This is a genomic window from Chitiniphilus shinanonensis DSM 23277 (assembly GCF_000374805.1).
GTDB lineage: Bacteria > Pseudomonadota > Gammaproteobacteria > Burkholderiales > Chitinibacteraceae > Chitiniphilus > Chitiniphilus shinanonensis.
This window is the reverse complement of the sequence record NZ_KB895335.1, coordinates 287,438-309,012: the sequence shown is the minus strand read 5'-3', so window position 1 is coordinate 309,012 and position 21,575 is coordinate 287,438. Positions and strand designations below refer to the sequence as shown.

The 21,575-nt window shown below is 67.7% G+C and carries 19 protein-coding genes; 10 read left to right on the top strand and 9 right to left on the bottom strand.

Annotated features, from left to right (window positions below; translation table 11 throughout):
* The first annotated feature begins 14 nt into the window (after positions 1–14).
* Both C556_RS19155 and C556_RS0103350 read left to right on the top strand, forming a co-directional pair.
* Positions 15–1,724, top strand: a complete 1,710-nt coding sequence (locus C556_RS19155; protein ID WP_018746816.1) for a tetratricopeptide repeat protein — start codon at positions 15–17, stop codon at positions 1,722–1,724.
* Positions 1,725–1,835: 111 nt separating this feature from the next.
* A complete protein-coding gene (locus tag C556_RS0103350) occupies positions 1,836–2,135 on the top strand; it encodes an STAS domain-containing protein (RefSeq protein ID WP_018746815.1) in 300 nt (99 codons plus the stop codon).
* A 178-nt stretch (positions 2,136–2,313) separates the two neighbouring features.
* Here C556_RS0103350 and ntrC read toward each other — a convergent pair whose 3' ends face one another.
* From ntrC to glnA, 7 genes are all read right to left on the bottom strand, one after another.
* Positions 2,314–3,720, bottom strand: a complete 1,407-nt coding sequence (ntrC, locus tag C556_RS0103345) for a nitrogen regulation protein NR(I) (RefSeq protein WP_018746814.1) — start codon at positions 3,718–3,720, stop codon at positions 2,314–2,316.
* A gap of 96 nt (positions 3,721–3,816) precedes the next feature.
* Positions 3,817–4,929, bottom strand: a complete 1,113-nt coding sequence (gene glnL, locus C556_RS19150) for a nitrogen regulation protein NR(II) (protein ID WP_018746813.1) — start codon at positions 4,927–4,929, stop codon at positions 3,817–3,819.
* Positions 4,930–5,129: 200 nt separating this feature from the next.
* A complete protein-coding gene (locus C556_RS0103335) occupies positions 5,130–5,627 on the bottom strand; it encodes a DUF4124 domain-containing protein (RefSeq protein ID WP_018746812.1) in 498 nt (165 codons plus the stop codon).
* 116 nt (positions 5,628–5,743) lie between these two features.
* Entirely contained in the window at positions 5,744–6,088 is a 345-nt protein-coding gene (locus C556_RS19145; RefSeq protein WP_018746811.1) for an Rdx family protein, read from the bottom strand.
* Positions 6,088–6,711: an HAD family hydrolase gene (locus C556_RS0103325; RefSeq protein ID WP_018746810.1), complete on the bottom strand. Its 624-nt coding sequence runs from the start codon at positions 6,709–6,711 to the stop codon at positions 6,088–6,090. Before C556_RS0103325 ends, C556_RS19145 begins: the two co-directional genes overlap by 1 nt.
* Before the next feature lie 60 nt (positions 6,712–6,771).
* Entirely contained in the window at positions 6,772–8,259 is a 1,488-nt protein-coding gene (locus C556_RS21410) for a sensor domain-containing diguanylate cyclase (protein ID WP_018746809.1), read from the bottom strand.
* Positions 8,260–8,482: 223 nt separating this feature from the next.
* Positions 8,483–9,892, bottom strand: coding sequence for a glutamate--ammonia ligase (glnA, locus tag C556_RS0103310; protein WP_018746808.1), 1,410 nt, complete (start codon positions 9,890–9,892; stop codon positions 8,483–8,485).
* A gap of 278 nt (positions 9,893–10,170) precedes the next feature.
* On the opposite strand from glnA, the gene C556_RS0103305 reads away from it, so the two are divergent.
* From C556_RS0103305 to C556_RS0103270, 8 genes are all read left to right on the top strand, one after another.
* Positions 10,171–10,623 carry a rhodanese-like domain-containing protein gene (locus C556_RS0103305; protein WP_018746807.1) on the top strand — a complete coding sequence of 151 codons (453 nt, stop codon included), beginning with the start codon at positions 10,171–10,173 and terminating at the stop codon, positions 10,621–10,623.
* A 96-nt stretch (positions 10,624–10,719) separates the two neighbouring features.
* Positions 10,720–11,535: a shikimate dehydrogenase gene (gene aroE / locus C556_RS0103300; protein ID WP_018746806.1), complete on the top strand. Its 816-nt coding sequence runs from the start codon at positions 10,720–10,722 to the stop codon at positions 11,533–11,535.
* A 247-nt stretch (positions 11,536–11,782) separates the two neighbouring features.
* Complete coding sequence (gene mtgA, locus C556_RS0103295) at positions 11,783–12,490, top strand: monofunctional biosynthetic peptidoglycan transglycosylase (protein WP_018746805.1); 708 nt, start codon at positions 11,783–11,785, stop codon at positions 12,488–12,490.
* 127 nt (positions 12,491–12,617) lie between these two features.
* Positions 12,618–15,128: a CHASE2 domain-containing serine/threonine-protein kinase gene (locus tag C556_RS0103290; RefSeq protein WP_018746804.1), complete on the top strand. Its 2,511-nt coding sequence runs from the start codon at positions 12,618–12,620 to the stop codon at positions 15,126–15,128.
* Positions 15,121–15,963, top strand: coding sequence for a Stp1/IreP family PP2C-type Ser/Thr phosphatase (locus C556_RS0103285; protein WP_018746803.1), 843 nt, complete (start codon positions 15,121–15,123; stop codon positions 15,961–15,963). The genes C556_RS0103290 and C556_RS0103285 overlap by 8 nt, the downstream gene beginning before the upstream one ends.
* Before the next feature lie 30 nt (positions 15,964–15,993).
* Positions 15,994–16,746 (top strand): FHA domain-containing protein, encoded by a 753-nt coding sequence (locus C556_RS0103280; protein ID WP_026262767.1) that lies wholly within the window; start codon positions 15,994–15,996, stop codon positions 16,744–16,746.
* Between the two features lie 117 nt (positions 16,747–16,863).
* Positions 16,864–17,634, top strand: coding sequence for a 3',5'-cyclic-nucleotide phosphodiesterase (locus C556_RS0103275; protein ID WP_018746801.1), 771 nt, complete (start codon positions 16,864–16,866; stop codon positions 17,632–17,634).
* 110 nt (positions 17,635–17,744) lie between these two features.
* Positions 17,745–19,370, top strand: a complete 1,626-nt coding sequence (locus C556_RS0103270; protein ID WP_018746800.1) for an HD family phosphohydrolase — start codon at positions 17,745–17,747, stop codon at positions 19,368–19,370.
* 64 nt (positions 19,371–19,434) lie between these two features.
* On the opposite strand, the gene C556_RS0103265 is transcribed toward C556_RS0103270, so the two are convergent.
* Both C556_RS0103265 and C556_RS22065 read right to left on the bottom strand, forming a co-directional pair.
* Positions 19,435–21,054 carry a cyclic-di-GMP receptor FimW-related protein gene (locus C556_RS0103265; protein WP_018746799.1) on the bottom strand — a complete coding sequence of 540 codons (1,620 nt, stop codon included), beginning with the start codon at positions 21,052–21,054 and terminating at the stop codon, positions 19,435–19,437.
* Positions 21,054–21,470 (bottom strand): HIT family protein, encoded by a 417-nt coding sequence (locus C556_RS22065; protein ID WP_083930320.1) that lies wholly within the window; start codon positions 21,468–21,470, stop codon positions 21,054–21,056. The genes C556_RS0103265 and C556_RS22065 overlap by 1 nt, the downstream gene beginning before the upstream one ends.
* Positions 21,471–21,575: the final 105 nt, after the last annotated feature.

Sequence of the window (21,575 nt, the reverse complement as noted above, 5' to 3'; positions counted from 1 at the left end):
CCGGGGCCCAGCGCATGGCTGATCCGCAACGTCCTCCCACGCTCGTCGGCGGGCGCGCACTGGTGATCGACCGCGCCAGCGAAATGCGTGCCGCGCTCGGCCAGGGCCTGGCGGCGTGCGGCGTGGCCAATGTCGACTACGTGCCGCGGGTCAGCGACGCGCTGGCGCGGCTCAACCAGTCCAGCTACGACATCGTGCTGTGCGAGTACGACCTGGGCCAGGGTTTCGACGGGGTGAACCTGTTCGAGACCAGCCAGCGCCACCAGTTGCTCAAGCCTTCCGCCATCTTCATGGTGGTCACCGGCGAACGCCGGCTGGCCCAGGTGATGAGCGCCGCCGAGCTGGCCCCCGACGACTACCTGCTCAAGCCGTTTTCCGGCGGCGAACTGATCGCGCGCATCGAGCGCGCGGTGCGCCGCAAGGGGCGCTTTCGCGTGATCGACGACGCGGTGCGCGTCGGCGATTACCTGGCCGCGGTGGCGTCCTGCGACGAAGTGCTGGCCACCGATGCGCCGGACGCCGTCGAATTCCGCCGGATGAAAGGGCGGTTGCTGGCCCAGGTGGGCGAGCACGTGGCGGCGCGCGACCTGTACCGCGAACTGCTGGCCGAGCGCGACGCGCCGTGGGCCTTGCTGGGGCTGGGGCGCGCGCAGTTCTCCCTGCAACAGTTCGACGAAGCGCAGCAATGCTTCCAGCGGGTGAAGAGCGAAAACGAACTGGTGATCGAAGCCTACGACTGGCTGGCGCGCACCATGGTGGCGCAGGGCGACCCCAAGGGCGCGCAGGAGGTATTGCAGGATGCAGCCAAGCGCTCGCCGCTGGTGGCCCAACGCCAGCGGGCGCTGGGTGGGCTGGCGCATCGCAACGGCGACCTGGAGGCGGCCGAGGCCGGGCTGAACCAGGCCATCGAGCTGTCGCGCGGCTCGTTCTGGCGCGATCCGGCCACCTATGGCGAACTGGCCCGGGTGCAGCTGGAGCGGGGCGACATCGGCGCCGCGCGCCGCACCAGCACCCGGCTCAAGCACGATTTCCGCGGCGACCCCGCCGCCGAGGTGCTGTTGCAACTGGTGGATGCCGCGGTGGCCGAGCAGATCGGCGGCGACAGCAAGCTGGAGCGCGACAAGGCTCGGCAGAAGCTCAAGGAAGCCTGCGACCAGCTGGAGGACATGGACGACGTGCCGGCCGGCGTCCTGCTGGAGGCGGCGCACGCCTGCTACGCGCGCAAGCTGCGCGACCAGGGCGAATCCTTCGTGCGCAAGGCGCTGCGCAGCAGCCACGACGACACCGAGCTGATGGCGCGCGTCGAGGGGCTGTATCAGTCGCTGGGCGAGCCGGAGACCGGCAGCGCGCTGATCACCGCCGCAACCCAGGACATCCTGGAACTCAACAACGAAGCGGTGCGTGCCGTGCAGGCGGGCGATCTGGCCGGCGCGGCCAAGCGCTTCGTCAGCGCGCTGGAGTCGCTGCCGGGCAACGTGCAGGTGCTGCTCAACGCGGTGCACACCATCCTGTCGCTGATCAACCGCGATGGCTGGAACCCGCAATACATGCATCTGGCCGAGCAATATCTCTCGCGCGCCAAGCGGCTGGATCCGGCCAACGGCAAGATGCGCCAGTTGATCGACGCCTATCGCCGAACCCAGCGCCGCTATGGCGTGGACGCGCCCGGCGCCGCGCCGCGCACCCCGGAGCCCAACGACCAAGGCGCCGACAAGGCGGCGTAGCCGCCGGCTGGCCCACGGCGACGGCGCTGTCTACCATCACAGTACCGTCTTCATCGTTGCGCCGGCCGGCGCGGTATCCGGCGCCCCGGCATCCACTCACAGGAAGTGCCCATGCAAGCCACACTGCTGCTGAATCCGCCGGTTGCCCGCGTCCAGATCCACGGACATTTCACTTTCGAAGGCCACCGCCAGTTCAAGGAGGCGACCACCGCCGCGCTGGCCGAATCGGGCATCGAGACCGTGGAGATCGACTTTGCCGGCGTCGATTATCTGGATTCCGCCGCGCTGGGCATGCTGTTGCTGCTGAACGAGCGCGCCGGCGGCCGCCGCATCGTGCTGCGACACGCCGGCGGCACTGTGCGCTCGGTGCTCGACATCGCCAACTTCGGCAAGATCTTCGAGATCGATTGATCGTTTTGCACTTGTTTGGGGCATAAAAAAGGCCGCTTCCGAGCGGCCAACAAAATCCAGCACAGCGTTTCTGGCAAGGAGCGCGCAGCGCAGACAGTACAAGTAGTACGGCAAGCAAGCGTGACGCCGCCAGAAGGGTTTTGTTGGTCGCTCTGCGGCCTTTAGTGTAACGGCGTTCTCATACCTCGCCATCCATTCCCAGTTCCTGGATCTTGCGGGTCAGCGTGTTGCGACCCCAGCCCAGCAATTCCGCCGCTTCGATGCGCTTGCCGCCGGTATGCGCCAGTGCGCGCTCGATCACCGCGCGCTCGAATGCCGGCATGATCTCGTCCAGCACCCGCGATTCCCCGCGCGCCAGCCGCCCGCCGATATCCTCGGCCAGCGCCAGCTTCCAGTCGCCATTGGCCAGGAATGCGCCGTGCTGGCCGTTGGCCTGTTCGCTGATCTCCGGCGGCAGGTCGTCCGATTCCACGATGGCGCCCGGCGCCATCACCGTGATCCAGTGGCACAGGTTTTCCAGCTGGCGCACGTTGCCGGGAAAGGCGAACGCCGTCAGGCGCGCCATCGCCTCGTCGGAAAGCCGCTTGGGCTCCACGCCCAGTTCGGCGGCCGACTTGGCCAGGAAATGCCGCGCCAGCAGCGGGATATCCTGGCGCCGCTCGCGCAGCGCCGGCAGCCGCAGCCGGATCACGTTCAGCCGGTGGAACAGATCCTCGCGGAACGCACCGGCCTTCACCCGTTCCTCCAGGTGCTGGTGCGTGGCGGCGATCACCCGCACATTGGCCTTGATCGGCGCGTGGCCGCCGACGCGGTAATAGAAGCCGTCGGACAGCACCCGCAGCAGCCGGGTCTGCAGATCGGCCGGCATGTCGCCGATCTCGTCGAGGAACAGCGTGCCGCCCTCGGCCTGCTCGAAGCGGCCCTGGCGGCGCGCGTCGGCGCCAGTGAACGAGCCGCGCTCGTGGCCGAACAGCTCCGATTCCAGCAGTTCCTTGGGAATCGCCGCGGTATTGATGGCGACGAAAGGCTTGGCCGCGCGCGGGCTGTGGCGGTGCAGCGCGCGTGCCACCAGTTCCTTGCCCGAGCCGGATTCGCCGGTGATCAGCACGGTGGCGGCCGATTGGCTGAGCCGGCCGATGGCGCGGAACACATCCTGCATCGCCGGGGCCTGGCCGAGGATGTCCGGGGTGGCGACCGGGGCTTCCTCTTGTGCGCTCTGGCGCTCGCCCTCGGCCAGCGCGCGCTGGATCAGCGCCACCGCCGCATCCACGTCGAACGGCTTGGGCAGGTATTCGAATGCGCCGCCCTGAAAGGCGGATACCGCGCTTTCCAGGTCGGAATGCGCGGTCATGATGATGACCGGCAGCCCTGGGTGGTCGCGCTTGACGATCTCCAGGAAGGTCAGCCCGGATTCGCCCGGCATGCGGATGTCGCAGACCACGGCTTCGGGGATTTCACGCGTCATGCGCGCCAGCGCTTCGGTGGCCGAGGCGAAGGTGAGGTGGTCGATGCCTTCGCGTTGCAGCGCTTTTTCGAATACCCAGCGGATGGAACGGTCGTCGTCGATGACCCAGACGGTACTCATGCTTGGTCCTTTGTCAAAACCGGCTCGATGTCTGCCCGAGGCCGTGATGCGGCGTGGCCTCGAGCGCGGAATGGGGTGTCACGGTGAAGCGCTCCTTCAGGATCGGGGCCGGGCGGCGTGCGCCGGGCCGTCGTCGCCCGCGCTGTCGGCGGGGGTGTTGCGGGGGGCCGGCCAGCCGTTGAGTGGCAGATGCAGCGTGAAGCAGGTGTAGCCGGGCCGGCTTTCGAAATCGACGGTGCCGTGGTGCTGGGTGACGAAGGTGTGCGCCAGGTGCAGCCCGATGCCGGTGCCGCCCGGCCGGCCCGATACCAGCGGATAGAACAGCGTTTCCTTCAGTGCCTCGGGAATACCGGGGCCGTTGTCGATGATCTGCACCATGATGGCCAGCGGGAAGCGCTTGCGGTTGAGCGTGATCTGCCGCGCGATGCGCGTGCGCAGCAGGATCTCGCCCACACCGGCCATCGCCTGCACCGCGTTGCGCACGATGTTGAGCACGGCCTGGATCAATTGCTCGCGGTCGCCGATCAGGGGCGGCACGCTGGTGTCGTAGTCGCGCTTCACCGCCAGCCCGTTGGGCGTTTCCGCCAGCATCAGGCTGCGTACCCGCTCCAGCACCTCGTGCACGTTGATCTCGGACAGCTGCGGCAGACGGTGCGGCGTCAGCAGGCGGTCGAGCAGGCTTTGCAGGCGTTGCGACTCCTCGATGATCACCTGGGTGTACTCGCGCATCTGCGGGTCGTGCAGCTCGTGCGCCAGCAATTGCGCCGCGCCGCGGATGCCGCCCAGCGGGTTCTTGATCTCGTGCGCCAGGTTGCGGATCAGCTCGCGGTTGGCCTGCTGTTGCGCTTGCAGGCGCTCTTCGTTGGCGATGCGCCGCTGCTGGTCGATCTGGCGCACTTCCACCAGCGCCGCGGCCTCTTCGGCCTCGATCGGGCCGGCGGTGATCGAGACATAAGCCTCGCCGTGGGCGGTATGCAGCAGGATTTCGTGTTCGGTGATCGAGATGTTGTCGCGGCAGGCGTTGCGCACCGCCTGGGCGATGGGGCTTTCCGGGCCGAGGCAGGCGTCCATCGGCAGCCCGAGGTGATCCTCGCGCAGCCCCAGCAGGTCGGCCGCCGCCGGGTTGTGGTAAACCAGTGCGCCGTCATCGGCAAAAGCCAGGATGGCGGCGTCGAGGAAGTCGAGCCCGCTGAAGACGGTGTAGGGCATGGCTGGGACCACGATGTTGGCGCTCCACCTGGACTAGCAAATTGCGGGCCAGCGGCGGATGCACGAAAAACCTCGCGGCGAGCACCCGCTCACGCGCACGCATGCACCATTGTAGTGCGTCGATGGCTTGAAGTTGGTGCGCGGAAGTCGAACGGACAACCGCCGCGTCGGAGCGCGGCGGTTGGGGATGGGGGAGCGGGTTACTGCAAGCGGCCGAGTTCGGAGGTCAGCGCGGCGACGTTCTTTTCGTGCACCACCGCCGCCTCGCGCAGGCGCGACAGGCGCTGCACATACTTCTGCGGGTTCTGCTTTTCCTCAGCGGTGCGGTTGCCCTCGGCCTCGGCCAGCGACTGGCGGGCCTCGTCGAGCGCGCGCTGCTCCGCCGACAACTCTTCCTGGAGGATCAGGCGGCGATTGGTGTCGCGCGCCTTCTGCGTGGCCGAATCCACCTTGGGGAAATTGGCGGGCGAGGGCGCATTCACCTTGGGGCTGGCGCTGCCGCTCGCCTTGGTGCGCGGCTTCGGTGCGGGAATGACCGAGATCGAGTCGATATAGACGCGCTGCGAACCCTTGATCGGAATATTGGAAAACGTGACCCGGCCTTCCTCGTCGACGTACTTGTAGATATCGGCGTGGGCGAGCGGCGCGGCGATGCAGACAGCGAGCGCCAACAGGGGCAGGGTGGTACACGGTTTCATGGCGGTTACCTTACCACAGCGATCTCCGGATCGCCCGCTCTGCGCCGGCAACCCGTCGTGACGATGATGCACCTTGGCACCGGCCCGCCGGGCGGCGTGTTGCTTCGTCTGGTTTCCTATTGGCCCGGTGCCGACGGCGGCGCGGAAATCTCGTCCGATCCGGGTGGCGGCGGCGGTTCGGCCTGCTTGCGGTCGCTATGCCCGAGCGGCCGATCCGGTGCGATCAGATCGCGGATTTTCTGTTTCAGTTCCGCCGCTTGCGGGAAACCGCCGTCGCGCTTGCGCTCCCACACCAGCACGTCGCCGCAGTGGATTTCGAAGATGCCGCCCCGGCCGGGCGCCAGCGCCACCTCGCCCACTTCGTCGGCGAAGGTGGAGAGCAGCTCCTGCGCCAGCCAGGCTGCGCGCAGCAGCCATTGGCACTGGGTGCAATAGCGGATGACGATGCGGGGCTTGTCCATCAGAACACCAGGCCCAGTTGCCGCAATTGCGCGGCGGTCTGTTCGGCGCTCACGTGGTGGATGCCATGCCAGCCCAGGGCGCTGGCGGCCTCGGCGTTCCTGGCGCTGTCGTCGATGAACACCAGTTCGGACGGTTGCAGGTCGGGCAGATCGTCGGCCATGCGTGCGAACAGCAGCCGATAGATGGCCGGGTCCGGCTTGATCAGCCGTTCGCGGCCCGAGACCACGATGTGGCGGAAGCGGTGCAGCAGCGGATAGTGCTCCCAGGCGTAGGGAAAGGTCTCCGCCGACCAGTTGGTCAGCCCGTAGAGCGGCACCTGCGCGGCTTCCAGTCGTTCCATCAGCGCCACGCCGTCGGGCAGCGTGCCGGCCAGTGTTTCGGGCCAGCGCTGGTAGAAGGCCAGGATCAGCGCTTCGTGTTGCGGGTGGCTCGCCAGCAGTTCGGCGTTGGCGTCGGCGATGCTGCGGCCGGCATCCTGCTGCAGATTCCAGGCCGGCGAGCACACGTCGCGGAGAAAGCGGCGGCGCTCGTCGGCGTCGGCGATCAGCTTGCGGTAGAGGTGCTCGGGGTTCCAGTCGAACAGGACCCCGCCGAAATCGAAGACGACGGCGCGGATGGTCATGGCGGTGCGGATGTGGGCGAGGGCAAAAGTCGGATTGTACGCGCCGGCCGGCCCATGCCGTCAGTCGTCGCCGGAACCGGGCGGCGGCGGCGCGATCACCACCCGGTTGCGCCCGGCGCGCTTGGCGGCGTAGAGCGCGTCGTCGGCGCGCTTGATCAGGTCGTCCAGCGTGGTGTCGTCCGGTTGCAGCGTGGTGGCGCCGACGCTGATGGTGACCTGTACCCGGCGCTCGTTGTGATCGACCCATGCCGCGGCGGCGGCGGCGCGCAGTTTCTCGGCGACCTGGGCGGCTTCCAGGCCGGCGGTGTTGGGCAGCAGCACGGCGAATTCCTCGCCGCCCCAGCGCCCGAAATGGTCGGTGGCGCGCAGCGCGCCTTCGCAGGCGTGGCACACCGCGCGCAGCACCAGATCGCCGATCAGGTGGCCATAGGTGTCGTTGATCATCTTGAAGTGGTCGAGGTCGAGCATCAGCACCGAGAGCGGCTCGTCGGTGCGCCGCGCCAGCATCATGGCCTCGGCGCTATGGCGCTGCCATTCGCGCCGGTTGGCCACGCCGGTCAGCTCGTCGGTGGTGGCCATCTCCGCCAGCCGCTCGTTGGCCTTGCGCAACTCGCGGGTGCGTAGTGCCACGTCGTGCTTCAGTTCGCGCTGGTATTCGAGCAACTGTTCCTGGCCGAACGCCATGTATTGCAGCGTCAGCGAGACCGAGAACAGGAACAGGTGCAGATGCAGGAAATGCAGGTGCACGGTGTCTTGGTCGAACGGCCCGCCGCCGTGGGCGGTGACCAGCGTGAGCGTGACGGCGATCAGCAGCAGCGACAGCGTCACTCCCGGCAGCCGGTAATAGATGGTGGTGGCCAGCAGCACCGGGAACAGCAGCACCAGCGCGGTGCCGTGCAGCACCAGGGTGACGATCAGGATCACCAGCAGCAGTTGCGGCGGCCACCACCAGCGTTCGGCGCGGCGGTGCAGGCTCCAGCGGCGCCGGTCGCGCCACAGCACCAGGCAGGGCGCGATCAGCAGCATGCCGAGGATGTTGCCGGTGACGTACTCCAGGCAGATCAGCCCGATCTCTTCCATCGGCGGCCGCGCCGCGCCGCCGGTGGTCATCGCCAGCAGTGCGGGCAGCAGCACCATCAGCGACGGCAGCGCGCAGACCTGTCCCCAGAAGAAGATCAGCTCGCGCGGACGCTGCAGCAGCGGGCGGTGCCCTTTCAGCTCGCGGCGGCGCCACTGGGTGGCGGCCAGCCAGGCCTGCCCGGTATCGAGCGTGGCCAGCAGCGGCAGCAACCATGCCTGGTTGCCGTCCGGCGCCACGCGGTAGTGCGCCCAGCCGACCATCAGGTTGCCGACGAAGCACAGCAGCACGCCCAGCCGCCCCATCAGCAGCAGGGTGGCCAGACTGATCCCGGCGGGCATCCAGAACACGGGGGGCAGCTCCGGCGCAAGGCGTCCCGGCCAGGCACTGAGCGCGGCGGTCACGACGAAGGCGAGCAGCAACGCGGCGGAGAGGCGGGCGGCGGAGAGGTGGGCGAGGGCTTTCGACATCGAGGCGCGCAGGGTCGGGATGGCTCCAGTGTAGTGAATCGATGCCGAATGAACGGGGCTGTTTGGTCTCCCCGTCGCACGGGGTGGCCTGGGTGGGGCGCCGGGCCGTCGTGCCCGGCGCGCGGGGCGCGCGGGGCGCGGCCAAGAAAAAACCCCGCGCCGTGGCGCGGGGTTGGCAGGCGGGCCGGCGTCGCCGGGGCGACGCGGGTGCCGGATGGCCTGATTACAGGCTGTAGTACATGTCGAATTCGACCGGGTGCGTGGTCATGCGGATGCGATTGACTTCGTTCATCTTCAGTTCGATGTACGAGTCGATCCATTCGTTGGTGAACACGCCGCCACGGGTCAGGAACTCGCGATCCGCGTTCAGCGAATCGAGGGCTTCTTCCAGCGATGCGCAGACGGTCGGGATCAGCTTGTCTTCTTCCGGCGGCAGGTCGTACAGGTTCTTGTCGGCCGGATCGCCCGGGTGGATCTTGTTCTGCACGCCGTCCAGGCCGGCCATCAGCAGGGCGGAGAAGGCCAGGTACGGGTTGGCCAGCGGATCCGGGAAGCGCGCTTCGATGCGGCGACCCTTGTCCGACGCCACGTGCGGAATGCGGATCGAGGCGGAACGGTTGCGGGCGGAATAGGCCAGCTTCACCGGAGCTTCGTAGTGCGGAACCAGACGCTTGTACGAGTTGGTGCCCGGGTTGGTGATGGCGTTCAGCGCCTTGGCGTGCTTGATGATGCCGCCGATGTAGTAGATGGCGAAGTCCGACAGGCCGGCGTAGCCGTTGCCCGCGAACAGGTTCTTGCCGTCCTTCCACACCGATTGGTGCACGTGCATGCCGGAACCGTTGTCGCCGACGATGGGCTTGGGCATGAAGGTGGCGGTCTTGCCGTACTGGTGCGCCACGTTGTGCACCACGTACTTCAGGATCTGGGTCCAGTCGGCGCGCTTGGTCAGCGTGCTGAACTTGGTGCCGATTTCGTTCTGGCCGGCGTTCGCCACTTCGTGGTGGAACACTTCGACCGGCACGCCCAGCTCTTCGAGCACCAGCACCATGGTGGCGCGGATGTCCTGGTGGCTATCGACCGGCGGAACCGGGAAGTAGCCGCCCTTGACGCGCGGACGGTGGCCCATGTTGCCGCCTTCGGTATCGCTGGCGGTGGCCCAGGCGCCTTCATCCGAATCGATCTTCAGGAAGCAGCCGGACATGTCCACGCCCCAGCGCACGCCGTCGAAGATGAAGAATTCGGGTTCCGGGCCGAAGTAGGCGGTGTCGCCCAGGCCGGAAGCCTTCAGGTAGGCTTCGGCGCGCTTGGCGATGGAACGCGGATCGCGGTCGTAACCCTTGCCGGTATCCGGCTCAATCACGTCGCAGGTCAGGAACACGGTCGGTTCGTCGAAGAACGGATCGATGTTGGCAGTGGCCGGATCCGGCATCAGCAGCATGTCGGAAGCCTGGATACCCTTCCAGCCGGTGATCGACGAGCCGTCGAAGGCGTGGCCGTTGGTGAACCACTCCTCGTCCACCACGTGGGCCGGCACGGTCACGTGCTGCTCCTTGCCGATGGTGTCGGTGAAACGCAGGTCCACGAACTTGATGTCGTTTTCCTGAATCAACTTGAGAACGTCGGCTGCCGACATCTTGAAACTCCTTGCTGAATAAGGATTGATGATTTTTCTGACCCGTGACGCCGGGTCGGCGCGGGATGGACCATCCTGAAGCAGAAATCGTGCCAGCGCCTGTGCGCGAGACGAACCATTGTGCCACAAACGCTTGCGGCTCCTGAGTCGTTTTGGACGTGCGCGCAAAGGGTGCGCCGCCCCATGTTGATGCACCATATTGGTGCGTCGCACCCGGTCGGAGCGTCCGCGCTAGAATGCCTCATTCGCATTTGCGTCATATTTCATCTGGAGCCGACATGAGCGAAGCCACCGAGATCCTGAAACGCGCCCGCGAGCGCGGAGCGCAGCTGGGCCTGCCTTATTCCGGCGCGGTCACCCCGGCCGAGGCCTATCAACTGGCGCGGACCCTGCCCACCACCCGCATCGTCGACGTGCGCACCGCCGCCGAGTGGCAGTTCGTCGGCGTGGTGCCCGGTGCCGAACTGATCGAATGGAAGCGCTTCCCTGAGATGTCGCTCAACCCCGATTTCCTCACCCAACTGAAAACCAAGGTGGATACCCAGGACGTGGTGCTGTTCCTGTGCCGCTCCGGCGCGCGCAGCCACGACGCGGCCGAGCTGGCGGCCACCCATGGCTACAGCGAGGCGTACAACATCCTGGAAGGTTTCGAGGGCGACAAGGACGAAGGCCAGCATCGCAACAGCGTGAACGGCTGGCGCGCCGCCGGCCTGCCCTGGGTGCAGGGCTGAATCCGGCCGCTCGATCCGTCCTTTGCCCCCTGGGCCTCGCTTTCGGGCGGCAGGCGTGACACGCTGGCCGCCTTTCACTTCATGCAGCACCGTCCCATGCGCTACTTCGTCATCGGCAACCCCATCGCCCACAGCAAATCGCCGCAGATCCACGCCGCCTTCGCCGCCCAGTTCGGGCTGGTCGACTTCAGCTACGAGCGCCTGCTGGCGCCGCTGGACGGTTTCGCCGCCACCGTGCGGCAGTTGGTGGAGACAGGGGCGGGCGGCTGCAACGTGACGGTGCCGTTCAAGGAAGAGGCGTTCCGCCTGGCCGACAGCCTGACGCCGCGCGCCGCGGCGGCCGGCGCGGTGAACACCCTGCGGATCGGCGCCGACGGCCGCCTGCTGGGCGACAACACCGATGGCGCCGGGCTGGTGGCCGACCTGCTGCGCCACGGCGAACTGGCGGGACGGCGCGTGCTGCTGCTGGGGGCCGGCGGCGCCGCGCGCGGCGTGCTGTTGCCGTTGGCGGAGGCACGTCCGGCCGCCATCGTGCTGGCCAATCGCAGCGTCGACAAGGCGCACGCGTTGGTGGACGAGTTCGCACCGCGCCTGCCGGCGCCGCTGAGCGCCAGCGCCTTCGCCGACCTCGCCGGCGCCTTCGACGTGGTGGTCAACGCCACCTCGGCCAGCTTGGGCGGCGCCGCGATCCCATTGCCCGACGGCGTGTTCGCACCCGGCGCGCTGGCCTACGACATGATGTACGGCAAGGAAGAGACCGCCTTCCTGGCGCAGGCCCGTGCCGCCGGCGTCGCGCGCCGGGTCGACGGGCTGGGCATGCTGGTGGGCCAGGCGGCCGAGGCGTTCGCGCTGTGGACCGGCCACCGCCCGGACGTGGCGCCGGTGCTGGCTCAGATGCGCGGCGCACTGTAACGCACTGTCACGCCCTCCGGGCTAAGAGCCTGTTCAAAGTCTTTTCGCGACAGCGTTCGGGGCAGTGCCGGTGTGCGGCAAGGCGCAGGACGCGCTGCGGTATGAATACCGTGAGCGGCGTGCAACGCAGCAGCGCGCCGGCAATGCCCCGAACCCTTGGGGCCGGGCCGGCGCTGCCGCGAAAAGACTTTGAACAGGCTCTAAGCCAGTCGCATAATCGCCGCCGTTCCAAGACGATGGCGCTGCCGTGAGTACCAACAACAAAACCTTCGGCTGGTGGGTGAAGCGGGCACTGCTGGCATTGCTGGCCGTGTTCCTGCTGTGGAACCTGTGGATCTTCGGCCACGTGCTGGCCTGGCGCTGGTTCAACCCGTCCGAGACGGCGTTCATGGACCAGCAGCTGGAGCGGCTGCGCCAGGAGGACCCCGACGCCGAACTGCGCCACCGCTGGGTGCCCTACGACCGGATCTCCAACAACCTGAAGCGCGCGCTGGTCGCCAGCGAGGACGCCAAGTTCCTCGAACACGACGGCTTCGACTGGGAAGGCATCCAGACCGCCTGGGAGAAGAACCTGAAGAAGGGCCGCATCGTCGCCGGCGGCTCGACCATCAGCCAGCAACTGGCGAAGAACCTGTTCCTGTCCGGCCGGCGCACCCCGTGGCGCAAGCTGGAGGAAGCGCTGATCACGGTGATGCTCGAAGGCGTGCTCGACAAGCGGCGCATCTTCGAGATCTACCTCAATTCCATCGAATGGGGCGACGGTGTGTTCGGCGCCGAGGCCGCATCGCGGCACTACTACGGCAAGGGGGCCGCCCGTTTGTCCAGCTATGAAGCCGCCCGTCTGGCGGCCATGGTGACCAACCCTCGTTATTACGATACCCATCGGGGTGATCGCCGCCTGGCGCGCAAGACCGCCATCATCCAGCGCCGCATGGGTTACGCCGATATCCCCTGAAACGACGTTCGTCCTGTCAGCGTGCGGTTTGCGTCACAATTACCTCAGGTTGACTGATTCAAACAAACGTTGGCACTGCCTTCGAGAGTAGCATTAGCAAAAATCGGATACCGGCAGGGTTTTGGGGATGAGTCGTACATGGTGGCGCCGCGACAGCCTGGTCGCACTGGCCGTCGTGCTTGCTTACTTGGTGCTGGCATGGGCCACGCCGTGGTCGGGCTGGCTGGAGGCGCGCACCTACGACGCCGGCATGCGGATGACCGAACGGGCGCCCGATCCGCGGATCGCCGTGATCGCCATCGACCAGCAAAGCCTGGACAACATCGGTCGCTGGCCGTGGTCGCGCGAAGTGCACGCTCGGCTGATCGACAAGCTGGCGGCGGGCGGCGCCAAGGTGATCGCCTCCACGGTGTTCTTCACCGAGCCGCAGCAGGATCGCGGCCTGCCTTATCTGCGGCAGTTCGAGCAGCGCTTCCACCAGAACCCCGAGGCCTATCCCTCCGGCTTCGGCGAGCAGGTCGAGCATGCGCTGGGTGCGCTCGACGTGGACAGCCAGCTGGCGCGCAGCATGCGCAACGCCGGCAACCTGGTGCTGCCCATGCAGCTCCGGCTGGGCGAAGGGCAGGGCGAGCCGGATAAACCGCTGCCGGACTTCGTCGCGCGCACCGAGCTGGAGCCGGGTGGCGACCCCGCCCACGGCTGGCCGCTGCCGGTGGATGCCGCCATTCCGCCGATCCCGCGCATCGGCGCTGCCGCCGCGCTGACCGCGGGCGAACTGCTGGTGCCGGACGACGACGGCGTGGTGCGGCGGATGCCGCTGGCGGTGCGCTATTTCGGCGCGATCTATCCCACCTGGCCGCTGGCGGTGGCCGCGCGCACGCTCAACCTGGGCACCGACCGCATCGCTCTCGACCTGGGGCGCTCGCTGACCCTGGGCAACGTGCAGTTGCCGACCGACGCCGACAGCACCTTCCTGCCCTACTTCTACAGCCGCGACGGCGCCGACGCCTTCCCGGTCGATTCGTTCTACGACGTGTACGCCGGCAAGATCGCGCCCGAGAAATATCGCGGCAAGACAGTGCTGATCGGTGCCACCGCGCTCGGCGTGGGCACGCTGTACGTCACGCCCGCCTCGGCGGCCACGCCGTCGGTGCTGGTGGCGGCCAACGGCGTGTCGGCGCTGTTGCAACAGCACTACTACACCAGCCCCCCGTGGGCGGCCTGGGTCAAGTGGGGCGCGCTGCTGCTGGTGGCGCTGTACCTGGTCGCCGGACTGCCGCGATTGGGGGCGGCGCCCGCCGCCGCGATCACCGCGGGCGTGCTGCTGGTGTTGCTGGCGGCGCAGTTCGCGCTGATGGTGCAGGGCATGCTGTGGGTGCCGCTGGTGGCGCCCGCCGCGCTGCTGCTGCTGGGGCACGCGGTGCTCACCACCAAGCGCTACCTGATGACCGAGGAACAGGGTCAGAAGAGCGCCGCCGAATCGGCCGAATCCAACCGCATGCTGGGGCTGGCGTTCCAGGGGCAGGGCCAGCTCGACCTGGCGTTCGACAAGTTCCGCCGCGTGCCGCTGTCGGACGACCTGATGGAGCCGCTGTACAACCTGGCGCTCGATTTCGAGCGCAAGCGCCAGTTCAACAAGGCGGAGAACGTCTACCGCCACATGGCGCGGCACGACCCGGGCTACCGCGATCTGAAGGAAAAGCTGAAGCGCGCCAAGCAGATGGCCGAGACGGTGCTGCTGGGGCGCGGCGACAAGGGCGGCACCCTGCTGCTGGCCGGCGGCGACGTGGAAAAGCCGATGCTCGGCCGCTACCGCGTGGAAAAGGAACTGGGCAAGGGCGCGATGGGCGTGGTCTACCAGGGGCGCGATCCCAAGATCGGCCGGGTGGTGGCGATCAAGACCATGGCGCTCAGCCAGGAGTTCGAGTCCGACATGCTGGAAGAAGCGCGCCAGCGCTTCTTCCGCGAGGCCGAGACCGCCGGCCGGCTCAACCACCCCAGCATCGTCACCATCTACGACGCCGGCGAGGAACACGACCTCGCCTATATCGCGATGGAATTCCTCAAGGGCGCCGACCTTACCCAGTACACCCATCCCGGGCAGTTGCTGCCGCTGGCCGAAGCGGTGGGCATCGTGCGCCGAGTGGCCGAGGCGCTGGATTACGCGCACAAGGCGGCGGTGGTCCACCGCGACATCAAGCCGGCCAACGTGATGTACGAGCGCGAGAGCGGGCAGGTCAAGGTCACCGACTTCGGCATCGCCCGCATCACCGACGCCAGCCGCACCCGCACCGGCATGGTGCTGGGCACACCGTCGTACATGTCGCCGGAGCAGTTGTCCGGCAAGAAGATCGATGGCCGTTCCGACCTGTTCTCGCTCGGCGTGATGCTGTACCAGCTCTGCACCGGCCACCTGCCGTTCAACGGTGAATCGATGGCCGAATTGATGTACCGCATCGCCAACGATTCGCCCACCGATCCGCGCAAGCTCAACCCGCATATTCCTGGCATGCTGGCAGCCATCACGATGAAGGCCTTGGCCAAAGACATCGAAGCCCGGTTCCAGAGCGGCGCCCACTTCGCCGCGTCGTGCGCCAAGCTGGAAGCCGGACTCAAGGAGAGGGCTGCGCATGGTTGACCTGAGCCGGTCGCTGCGGATGGACGGGGCGAGCGATCCCGGGCTGATCCGCGATCACAACGAGGACGCGCTGGGCTTCGACGCCGCGCTGGGCTTCGCCGTGCTCGCCGATGGCATGGGCGGCTACAACGCCGGCGAGGTGGCCAGCGGCATCGCCATCGAGATGATGCTGCACACCGTGCGCGAGGGCTTGGCGACGCGCGACGCCGCGGTGCTGGACCGGCGCGGCGTGCCGCATGCCCGCACCGTGCTGGAAGAGTCGGTGTTCCTGGCCAACAGCGCCATCCACGGCACCGCTCAATCCCAGCCGCAATGCGCCGGCATGGGCACCACGCTGGTCGCCACGCTGTTCTTCGACGACCAGGTGATGGTGGCGCACGTCGGCGATTCGCGCTGCTACCGGTTGCGCGACGGTGTGCTGGCCCAATTGACGCGCGATCATTCGTTCCTCCAGGAGCAGATCGACAGCGGCCTGATCAGCCCCGAGGAGGCACGGCTGTCGCTCAACAAGAACCTGGTGACGCGTGCCGTCGGCATCGACCCGGCGGTCGAGGCCGAGCTGCACGGCTATGCGGTGCAGGTGGGCGACCTGTACCTGTTGTGCTCCGATGGCCTGAACGACATGCTGGAGGACGCCGAGATCGCCGAGGTGCTCGACGATCTGCGCGGTCATCTGTCGCTGGCGGTGGCCAGACTGGTGGAGCGCGCCAACGCGGCGGGGGGGCGCGACAACGTGTCGGTGCTGCTGATCGAGGTCAAGCGGCCGTTCCCGGCGCGCGGCGCGTTGTGGCAGAAAGTCTCGTCGCTGCTGGGCGGCGGCCGGGACAAAAGATAAGAAACAAGGCCGCCAAGGCCGGAGAAGATGATGGCGAGAGTCCTGCTTTGCCTGGATGGCAATGTAATCAAGGAAGTGCGGCTGGTGCGCGACCGGACCACGGTCGGGCGCCGTCCCAGCAACGATATCCAGATCGAGAACCTGGCGGTGTCGGGCGAACACGCCATGTTCAACCGCGTCGGCCGCGACGTGTTCATCGAGGACCTGGGCAGCACCAACGGCACGCTGGTCAACGGCAAGCCGGTGCAGCGCCAGTTGCTCAACGACGGTGACGAGATCGTCGTCGGCAAGTACCAGCTCAAGTTCTGGCAGGACGCCGACGGCGGCGAGGACTTCGAGAAGACCATGATGTTGCAGGCGCCGACCCGGCCGATACCGCCGCCCGCGCCGCGCGCCGCAGCGGTGGTCACCACCCGGCCGTCCACCGCGCCGGTGGCCACGCGCCCGGCGGCGGCGCAACCGGCCCCGCGCCCGGCCGCGCCCAGCGTCTCGGTGCCGGCCGCTGCCCAGGTAGGCGGCCCGATGGGCGTGGTCAAGGTCCTGACCGGGCCCAACATCGGCCGCGAGGTGCTGCTCAACAAGCCGGCCACCACCCTGGGCCGCGCCGGCGCGCAGGTGGCGGTGATCAGCAAGCGCCAGCAGGGCTACGTGCTGGTCCACGTCGAGGGCGAGCGCACTCCGCTGGTCAACGGCCGCGACATCGGCACCACGGCGCAGCCGCTGCGCGACGAGGACCTGATCGAGCTGATGGGCGTGAAAATGGCGTTCTTCATCCGCGATTGAGCGTCATCGCACGCCGTCTGGCGGCGTGTGATGCGGCTCGACGCCGGCCGGGCGTTGCTCGGCCACAATGGAATCGGGCGCGGATCGCGCCCGATTCTTCATCTTCATCGGAACACCATGCAACTTCGTATTCTCGGCTGCAGCGGCGGCATCGGCGGCACGAACCGCACCACCTCGATGCTGCTGGGCGAGCGGACCCTGATCGACGCCGGCACCGGCGTCGGCGACCTGACCGTCGACGAGATGGCGCGGATCGACCAGGTCTTCCTTACCCACGCGCATCTCGACCACATCGCCTGCCTGCCGATGATGCTCGACAACGTGCTCGGCCTGCGCGACCGGCCGGTGACGGTGCACGCCAACCGCGCCACCTTGCAGGTACTGCGCGACCACGTGTTCAACTGGGCCATCTGGCCCGATTTCAGCGCCATTCCCAGCCCCGAGGCCGCCATGCTGCGTTTCGCGGCGATGGAGATCGGCGAAACGCGCGAAGTGGACGGCTGCCGCATCACCGCCCTGCCGGTGTTGCATACCGTGCCCGCCGTCGCCTACGCCTTCGATTCCGGCGCCGCCACGCTGGTGTTCTCCGGCGACACCACCGACAGCCCCGAGTTCTGGCGTGCCTTGAACGCCATCGACAACCTGCGCACCCTGATCGTGGAAACCGCGTTCGCCGACCGCGAGGAAGGGCTGGCCCGCCTGTCCAAGCATTTTTCGCCGCGCCTGCTGGTCGGCGCGCTGGCGCAGCTGGCGCGTCCCGAGGCGGTCGAAGTCCTGATCACCCACTTGAAGCCGGCCGACCATGCGCTGACCATGCGCGAAGTGCTGGAGCAGGGCGCGGGCTATCGCATTGCCCGGCTGGAGCAGGGGCAGGTCATCCAGTTTTGAGCGCAGCCGGCAACGCCCCTCCGGCCGCGCTTCGCGCTTCCGGCCGGAGCCGCTACGCTGGTTAGCCACTCGCCAGCGCCCGGCATCGCCGGGCCACCCAAGGAGACGTCATGGCTGTTCCGCCCCATCGCCCGCAGCTCGATCGGGATGCCCTGCGCGAGCGGCTGGAGAAGCTGAACGCGGTGGGGATCGCACTATCGGGCGAATCGGACATCGCGCGGCTGACCGAAGCCATCCTGATGGCCGCCAAGGAGCTGGCCAATGCCGACGCCGGCACGCTCTACATCGTGCGGGATGGCGCGCTGCACTTCGAGATCGCCATCACCGACCGACTCGGCCGCAAGGTGGGCGGCACCAGCGGGGTGCCGGTGGGATTGCCGCCGGTGCCGCTGGCGCATCCCGACGGCACGCCCAACCTGAACAACGTGGTGGCCTGCGCGGCCAACCAGGACCGCACCATCGTCATCGACGATGCCTACATCGCCGAAGGCTACGACTTCTCCGGCACCCGCGCCTTCGACGCCGACCTGGGCTACCGCTCGCAGTCGTTCCTCAGCGTGCCGATGAAGAACCGCCAGGGCGAGCTGCTCGGCGTGCTGCAACTGATCAACGCCCTCGACGACGCGGGGCGGATCCGCGCGTTCGATGCCGACGACACCCACCTGGTGGAATCGCTGGCGTCGCAGGCGGCGGTGGCGCTGACCAACCAGCAGTTGATCCAGTCGCTGAAGGCGTTGTTCGAATCGTTCATCGGCCTGATCAACCTGGCCATCGACGACAAATCGCCCTACACCAGCCGCCACTGCCAGCGGGTGCCGGTGCTGACCATGATGCTGGCCGAGGCCGCCGTGCGTACCCGGCAAGGGCCATTGGCCGCGTTCGACATGGACGACACCGACCGCTATGCGCTGAAGATCGCCGGCCTGCTGCACGACTGCGGCAAGATCACCACCCCGGTGCACGTGATCGACAAGGCGACCAAGCTGCACACGCTGTTCGACCGCATCGCGCTGATCGACACCCGCTTCGAGGTGTTGCGCCGCGACGCGCGCATCGCGCAGCTGGAAGGCCATCTGGACGAGGCGGCCTACCGCGCGCGGCTGGCCGGGCTGGACGATGCGCAGGCGTTCCTGCACCGCTGCAATGTCGGCGGCGAGGCGATGTCCGACGCCGATGTGGCGCGGGTGGCCGAGATCGCCCGCTGGACCTGGCACGGCCCGCAGGGCGAGGTGCCGTTCCTCGACGACGACGAGCAGGAGAACCTGTCGATCCGACGCGGCACGCTGACCGCCGCCGAGCGACAGGTCATCAACCACCACATCGACGTCACCATTCGCATGCTGGAATCGCTGCCGTGGCCGCGCCGGCTGGCGGTGGTGCCGGAATACGCCGGCGGCCACCACGAGCGCATGGACGGGCGCGGCTACCCGCGCGGCCTGACCCGCGACCAGATGAGCGTGCCGGCGCGGGTGATGGGCATCGCCGACGTGTTCGAGGCGCTGACCGCGCGCGACCGGCCATACAAGCCGGGCATGCAGCTGTCGCAGGCACTGACCATCCTGGCGCGGATGGCGCGCGAGCAGCACGTGGATATCGATCTGTTCGAAGTGTTCGTCCGCGAGCGGGTATGGCTGGACTACGCGCGCGAGTTCCTGCCGCCGGAGCAGATCGACGAGGTGGACGAAGCGGCGCTGCTGGCGTTGGCCGGCTGCGATGGCGCGAAGCAAACGGCTTGAACGTCGTTTTGCGACGGCAACAAAAAGCCCCGCTTGTGCGGGGCTTTTTTGCGGGGACGATACCTCAGCGGGTCTGGCCCGCCAGCACGTAGTGCACGCGCTCGTAATCGACACCGCGTTCCAGCGCCGATTCCAGGCGCAGCTTGCGGGTGCTTTCGCCATCCCACCACTCGACCAGCCGGCCGGGTCGGAACCAGCCCACCGGCAGGATCAGCGACGCGGGCGAACGCAGCGTCGGCGTGGCGGGCAGCGCCAGGCCCTCGGTCCAGCCGCGGCGGCCGGCGTGGACCAGGTCCACCGGGCGCACCGCCGCCGAATGCGGCTGCCCCGGCAGCAGGCGCACACCGATCACGATCTGGTCGCCTTCCTGTTGCAGCCAGCGCACGGTGCCGACGTAGTAGCGGTTGGCGATGGACACCGCCAGCAGCTGCTGCAACGCGACGCGATGGCCCGGCGTGGCCTTGCGCGACAACTGCATGCCCTGCGGACTTTCGTTGCGCAGCCACCAGGTTTCGTGCGGCGCCAGTTCGGCCGAGGCGGTGGCGGTCTGGAGCGTCTGGGTGCGGCCGAACAACTGCATCCGCACCAGATCGTCGCCGGCCAGTTCCTGCGGACCGTCGGTGGGCAGCGCGAAGCTGCCCTTGCCGACCGCCAGGTGCTGGCGTGACAGGCCGAAGATCACATCGATGGTGCGGTTGCCGTCGGCGCGCGGGTGGATGCGCTCGGTCGGCTGTTCGCACCAGGTGCGGTAGAGATCGGTCAGCAGCGATTCCACCGCGCTGGACGGGAACTGCTCGCCCAGGCCGAGTTTTTCCGGGTTCTCGCCGTTGCGCAGCAACTTGATGCGGCGCGACAGCGCCTGCGCCAGCTGGTAGGTATCGATCTCGCGCACCGTATCGCCGGAGAGGCGCGGCTCGATGCGGCGGGGCGCCGACGGCGAGGCGAAGTCGATCTGCAGGCTGCCGCGCCCCGGCAGGGCGCGTGCTTCGCGCTCCAGCGGTGCGCGCTGGGCGAATGCCGGCAGGCGCTCGTCCAGCCACAGGATCTGCCGCGCGGTGAAGTGGTAGGGGCTGGCGCCGGCCAGCAGCAGCGTATGGACGAACACGTTCTCGGGTGCGGCCACGCCGGCCACCTTGAGCATGCTGTCCTTGGCGGGCTTTTCGGCCACGCCGGCCTTGTCGGCCAGCGTGTAGTAGCCGTACAGCGCCTGCCACTGCTCGGGCGGAACCGGCTTGTAGGCCAGCAGGTGCTCGCGCATCACCAGGCACTGGTAGCGCAGGGTGCGCTCGGCGGCGAGCGCGTGGTGGTCGACGGCATCGGCCTGACCGTCCAGCGCGGCGTGCCAGCAACGGGCATAGGCGTCGCGCAGCAGCGCCCACATGCCGACCACCTGCTGCCAGGCGTTCTGTTCATCCTGGCCGAAGGGCACGGCGCGGCCCAGGAAGCGCTCGGTGAGCGCGGTCTGGACCATGTGGATCCCTTCGCGGAACAGTTCCAGGATCTTGAGCGATTCGTAGGGCGTGATGCCGCTGTTGTTCAACAGCGTCAGCGCTTCGGTGAGTTCGTTATGGGCAACCGGGGCATTGATCAGCGGCAGCAGCTGCATCCAGCTTTTGGCCGACCGGGCATCGGTGAACGGCGGCGACGCGGCGCCGCGATAGGAGGGCAGGTTTTCCGAATCCATTATGGCTCGAGCAGGCTAAGCCGCTGGCGCAGCATGCCGAGCATCTCTTCGGAGACGGGTGGCACGGCGCTCGGACGGCGGGGTTCGGCCCAGACCGGGCTGGGGAAATGCCGATCGCCTTGCCATCGCGGGATCACGTGCCAATGCAGATGCGGCACCATGTTTCCCAGACTGGCAAGATTGATTTTGTCAGGGTGCAAGACATCCCGCACCACACGCTCGACGGCAGTCACTACATTCATCAGCCGCTGACGCTCCGCACTGTCCAGGTCGCTGAGTTCGGCGACGTGGCGGTTCAGAATGACGCGAGTAAAACCGGGATATGCTGGATCGTCTACGAGTACCACGCGGCAGAAGTCATCCTGCCACACGCGTTCCCCGCCCATTGAGGTACATAGCTCGCAAACGCTTTGCATTACCCTTTCCTGATTTTTCAGGGATTATAAACAAGCGCGAACCAGAAACAATCAGGGGAACCCCGGTGACGGGGCCCGACCGTCTACGACGGACGTAAGCAGCCC

Excerpts from the sequence above, each read along its gene's own strand:
- C556_RS19155 (WP_018746816.1), top strand. The coding sequence starts at position 15 with ATGGCTGATCCGCAACGTCCTCCCACGCTCGTCGGCGGGCGCGCACTG.
- C556_RS0103350 (WP_018746815.1), top strand. The coding sequence starts at position 1,836 with ATGCAAGCCACACTGCTGCTGAATCCGCCGGTTGCCCGCGTCCAGATC.
- ntrC (WP_018746814.1), bottom strand. The coding sequence starts at position 3,720 with ATGAGTACCGTCTGGGTCATCGACGACGACCGTTCCATCCGCTGGGTA.
- glnL (WP_018746813.1), bottom strand. The coding sequence starts at position 4,929 with ATGCCCTACACCGTCTTCAGCGGGCTCGACTTCCTCGACGCCGCCATC.
- C556_RS0103335 (WP_018746812.1), bottom strand. The coding sequence starts at position 5,627 with ATGAAACCGTGTACCACCCTGCCCCTGTTGGCGCTCGCTGTCTGCATC.
- C556_RS19145 (WP_018746811.1), bottom strand. The coding sequence starts at position 6,088 with ATGGACAAGCCCCGCATCGTCATCCGCTATTGCACCCAGTGCCAATGG.
- C556_RS0103325 (WP_018746810.1), bottom strand. The coding sequence starts at position 6,711 with ATGACCATCCGCGCCGTCGTCTTCGATTTCGGCGGGGTCCTGTTCGAC.
- C556_RS21410 (WP_018746809.1), bottom strand. The coding sequence starts at position 8,259 with ATGTCGAAAGCCCTCGCCCACCTCTCCGCCGCCCGCCTCTCCGCCGCG.
- glnA (WP_018746808.1), bottom strand. The coding sequence starts at position 9,892 with ATGTCGGCAGCCGACGTTCTCAAGTTGATTCAGGAAAACGACATCAAG.
- C556_RS0103305 (WP_018746807.1), top strand. The coding sequence starts at position 10,171 with ATGAGCGAAGCCACCGAGATCCTGAAACGCGCCCGCGAGCGCGGAGCG.
- aroE (WP_018746806.1), top strand. The coding sequence starts at position 10,720 with ATGCGCTACTTCGTCATCGGCAACCCCATCGCCCACAGCAAATCGCCG.
- C556_RS0103290 (WP_018746804.1), top strand. The coding sequence starts at position 12,618 with ATGAGTCGTACATGGTGGCGCCGCGACAGCCTGGTCGCACTGGCCGTC.
- C556_RS0103285 (WP_018746803.1), top strand. The coding sequence starts at position 15,121 with ATGGTTGACCTGAGCCGGTCGCTGCGGATGGACGGGGCGAGCGATCCC.
- C556_RS0103280 (WP_026262767.1), top strand. The coding sequence starts at position 15,994 with ATGGCGAGAGTCCTGCTTTGCCTGGATGGCAATGTAATCAAGGAAGTG.
- C556_RS0103275 (WP_018746801.1), top strand. The coding sequence starts at position 16,864 with ATGCAACTTCGTATTCTCGGCTGCAGCGGCGGCATCGGCGGCACGAAC.
- C556_RS0103270 (WP_018746800.1), top strand. The coding sequence starts at position 17,745 with ATGGCTGTTCCGCCCCATCGCCCGCAGCTCGATCGGGATGCCCTGCGC.
- C556_RS0103265 (WP_018746799.1), bottom strand. The coding sequence starts at position 21,054 with ATGGATTCGGAAAACCTGCCCTCCTATCGCGGCGCCGCGTCGCCGCCG.
- C556_RS22065 (WP_083930320.1), bottom strand. The coding sequence starts at position 21,470 with ATGCAAAGCGTTTGCGAGCTATGTACCTCAATGGGCGGGGAACGCGTG.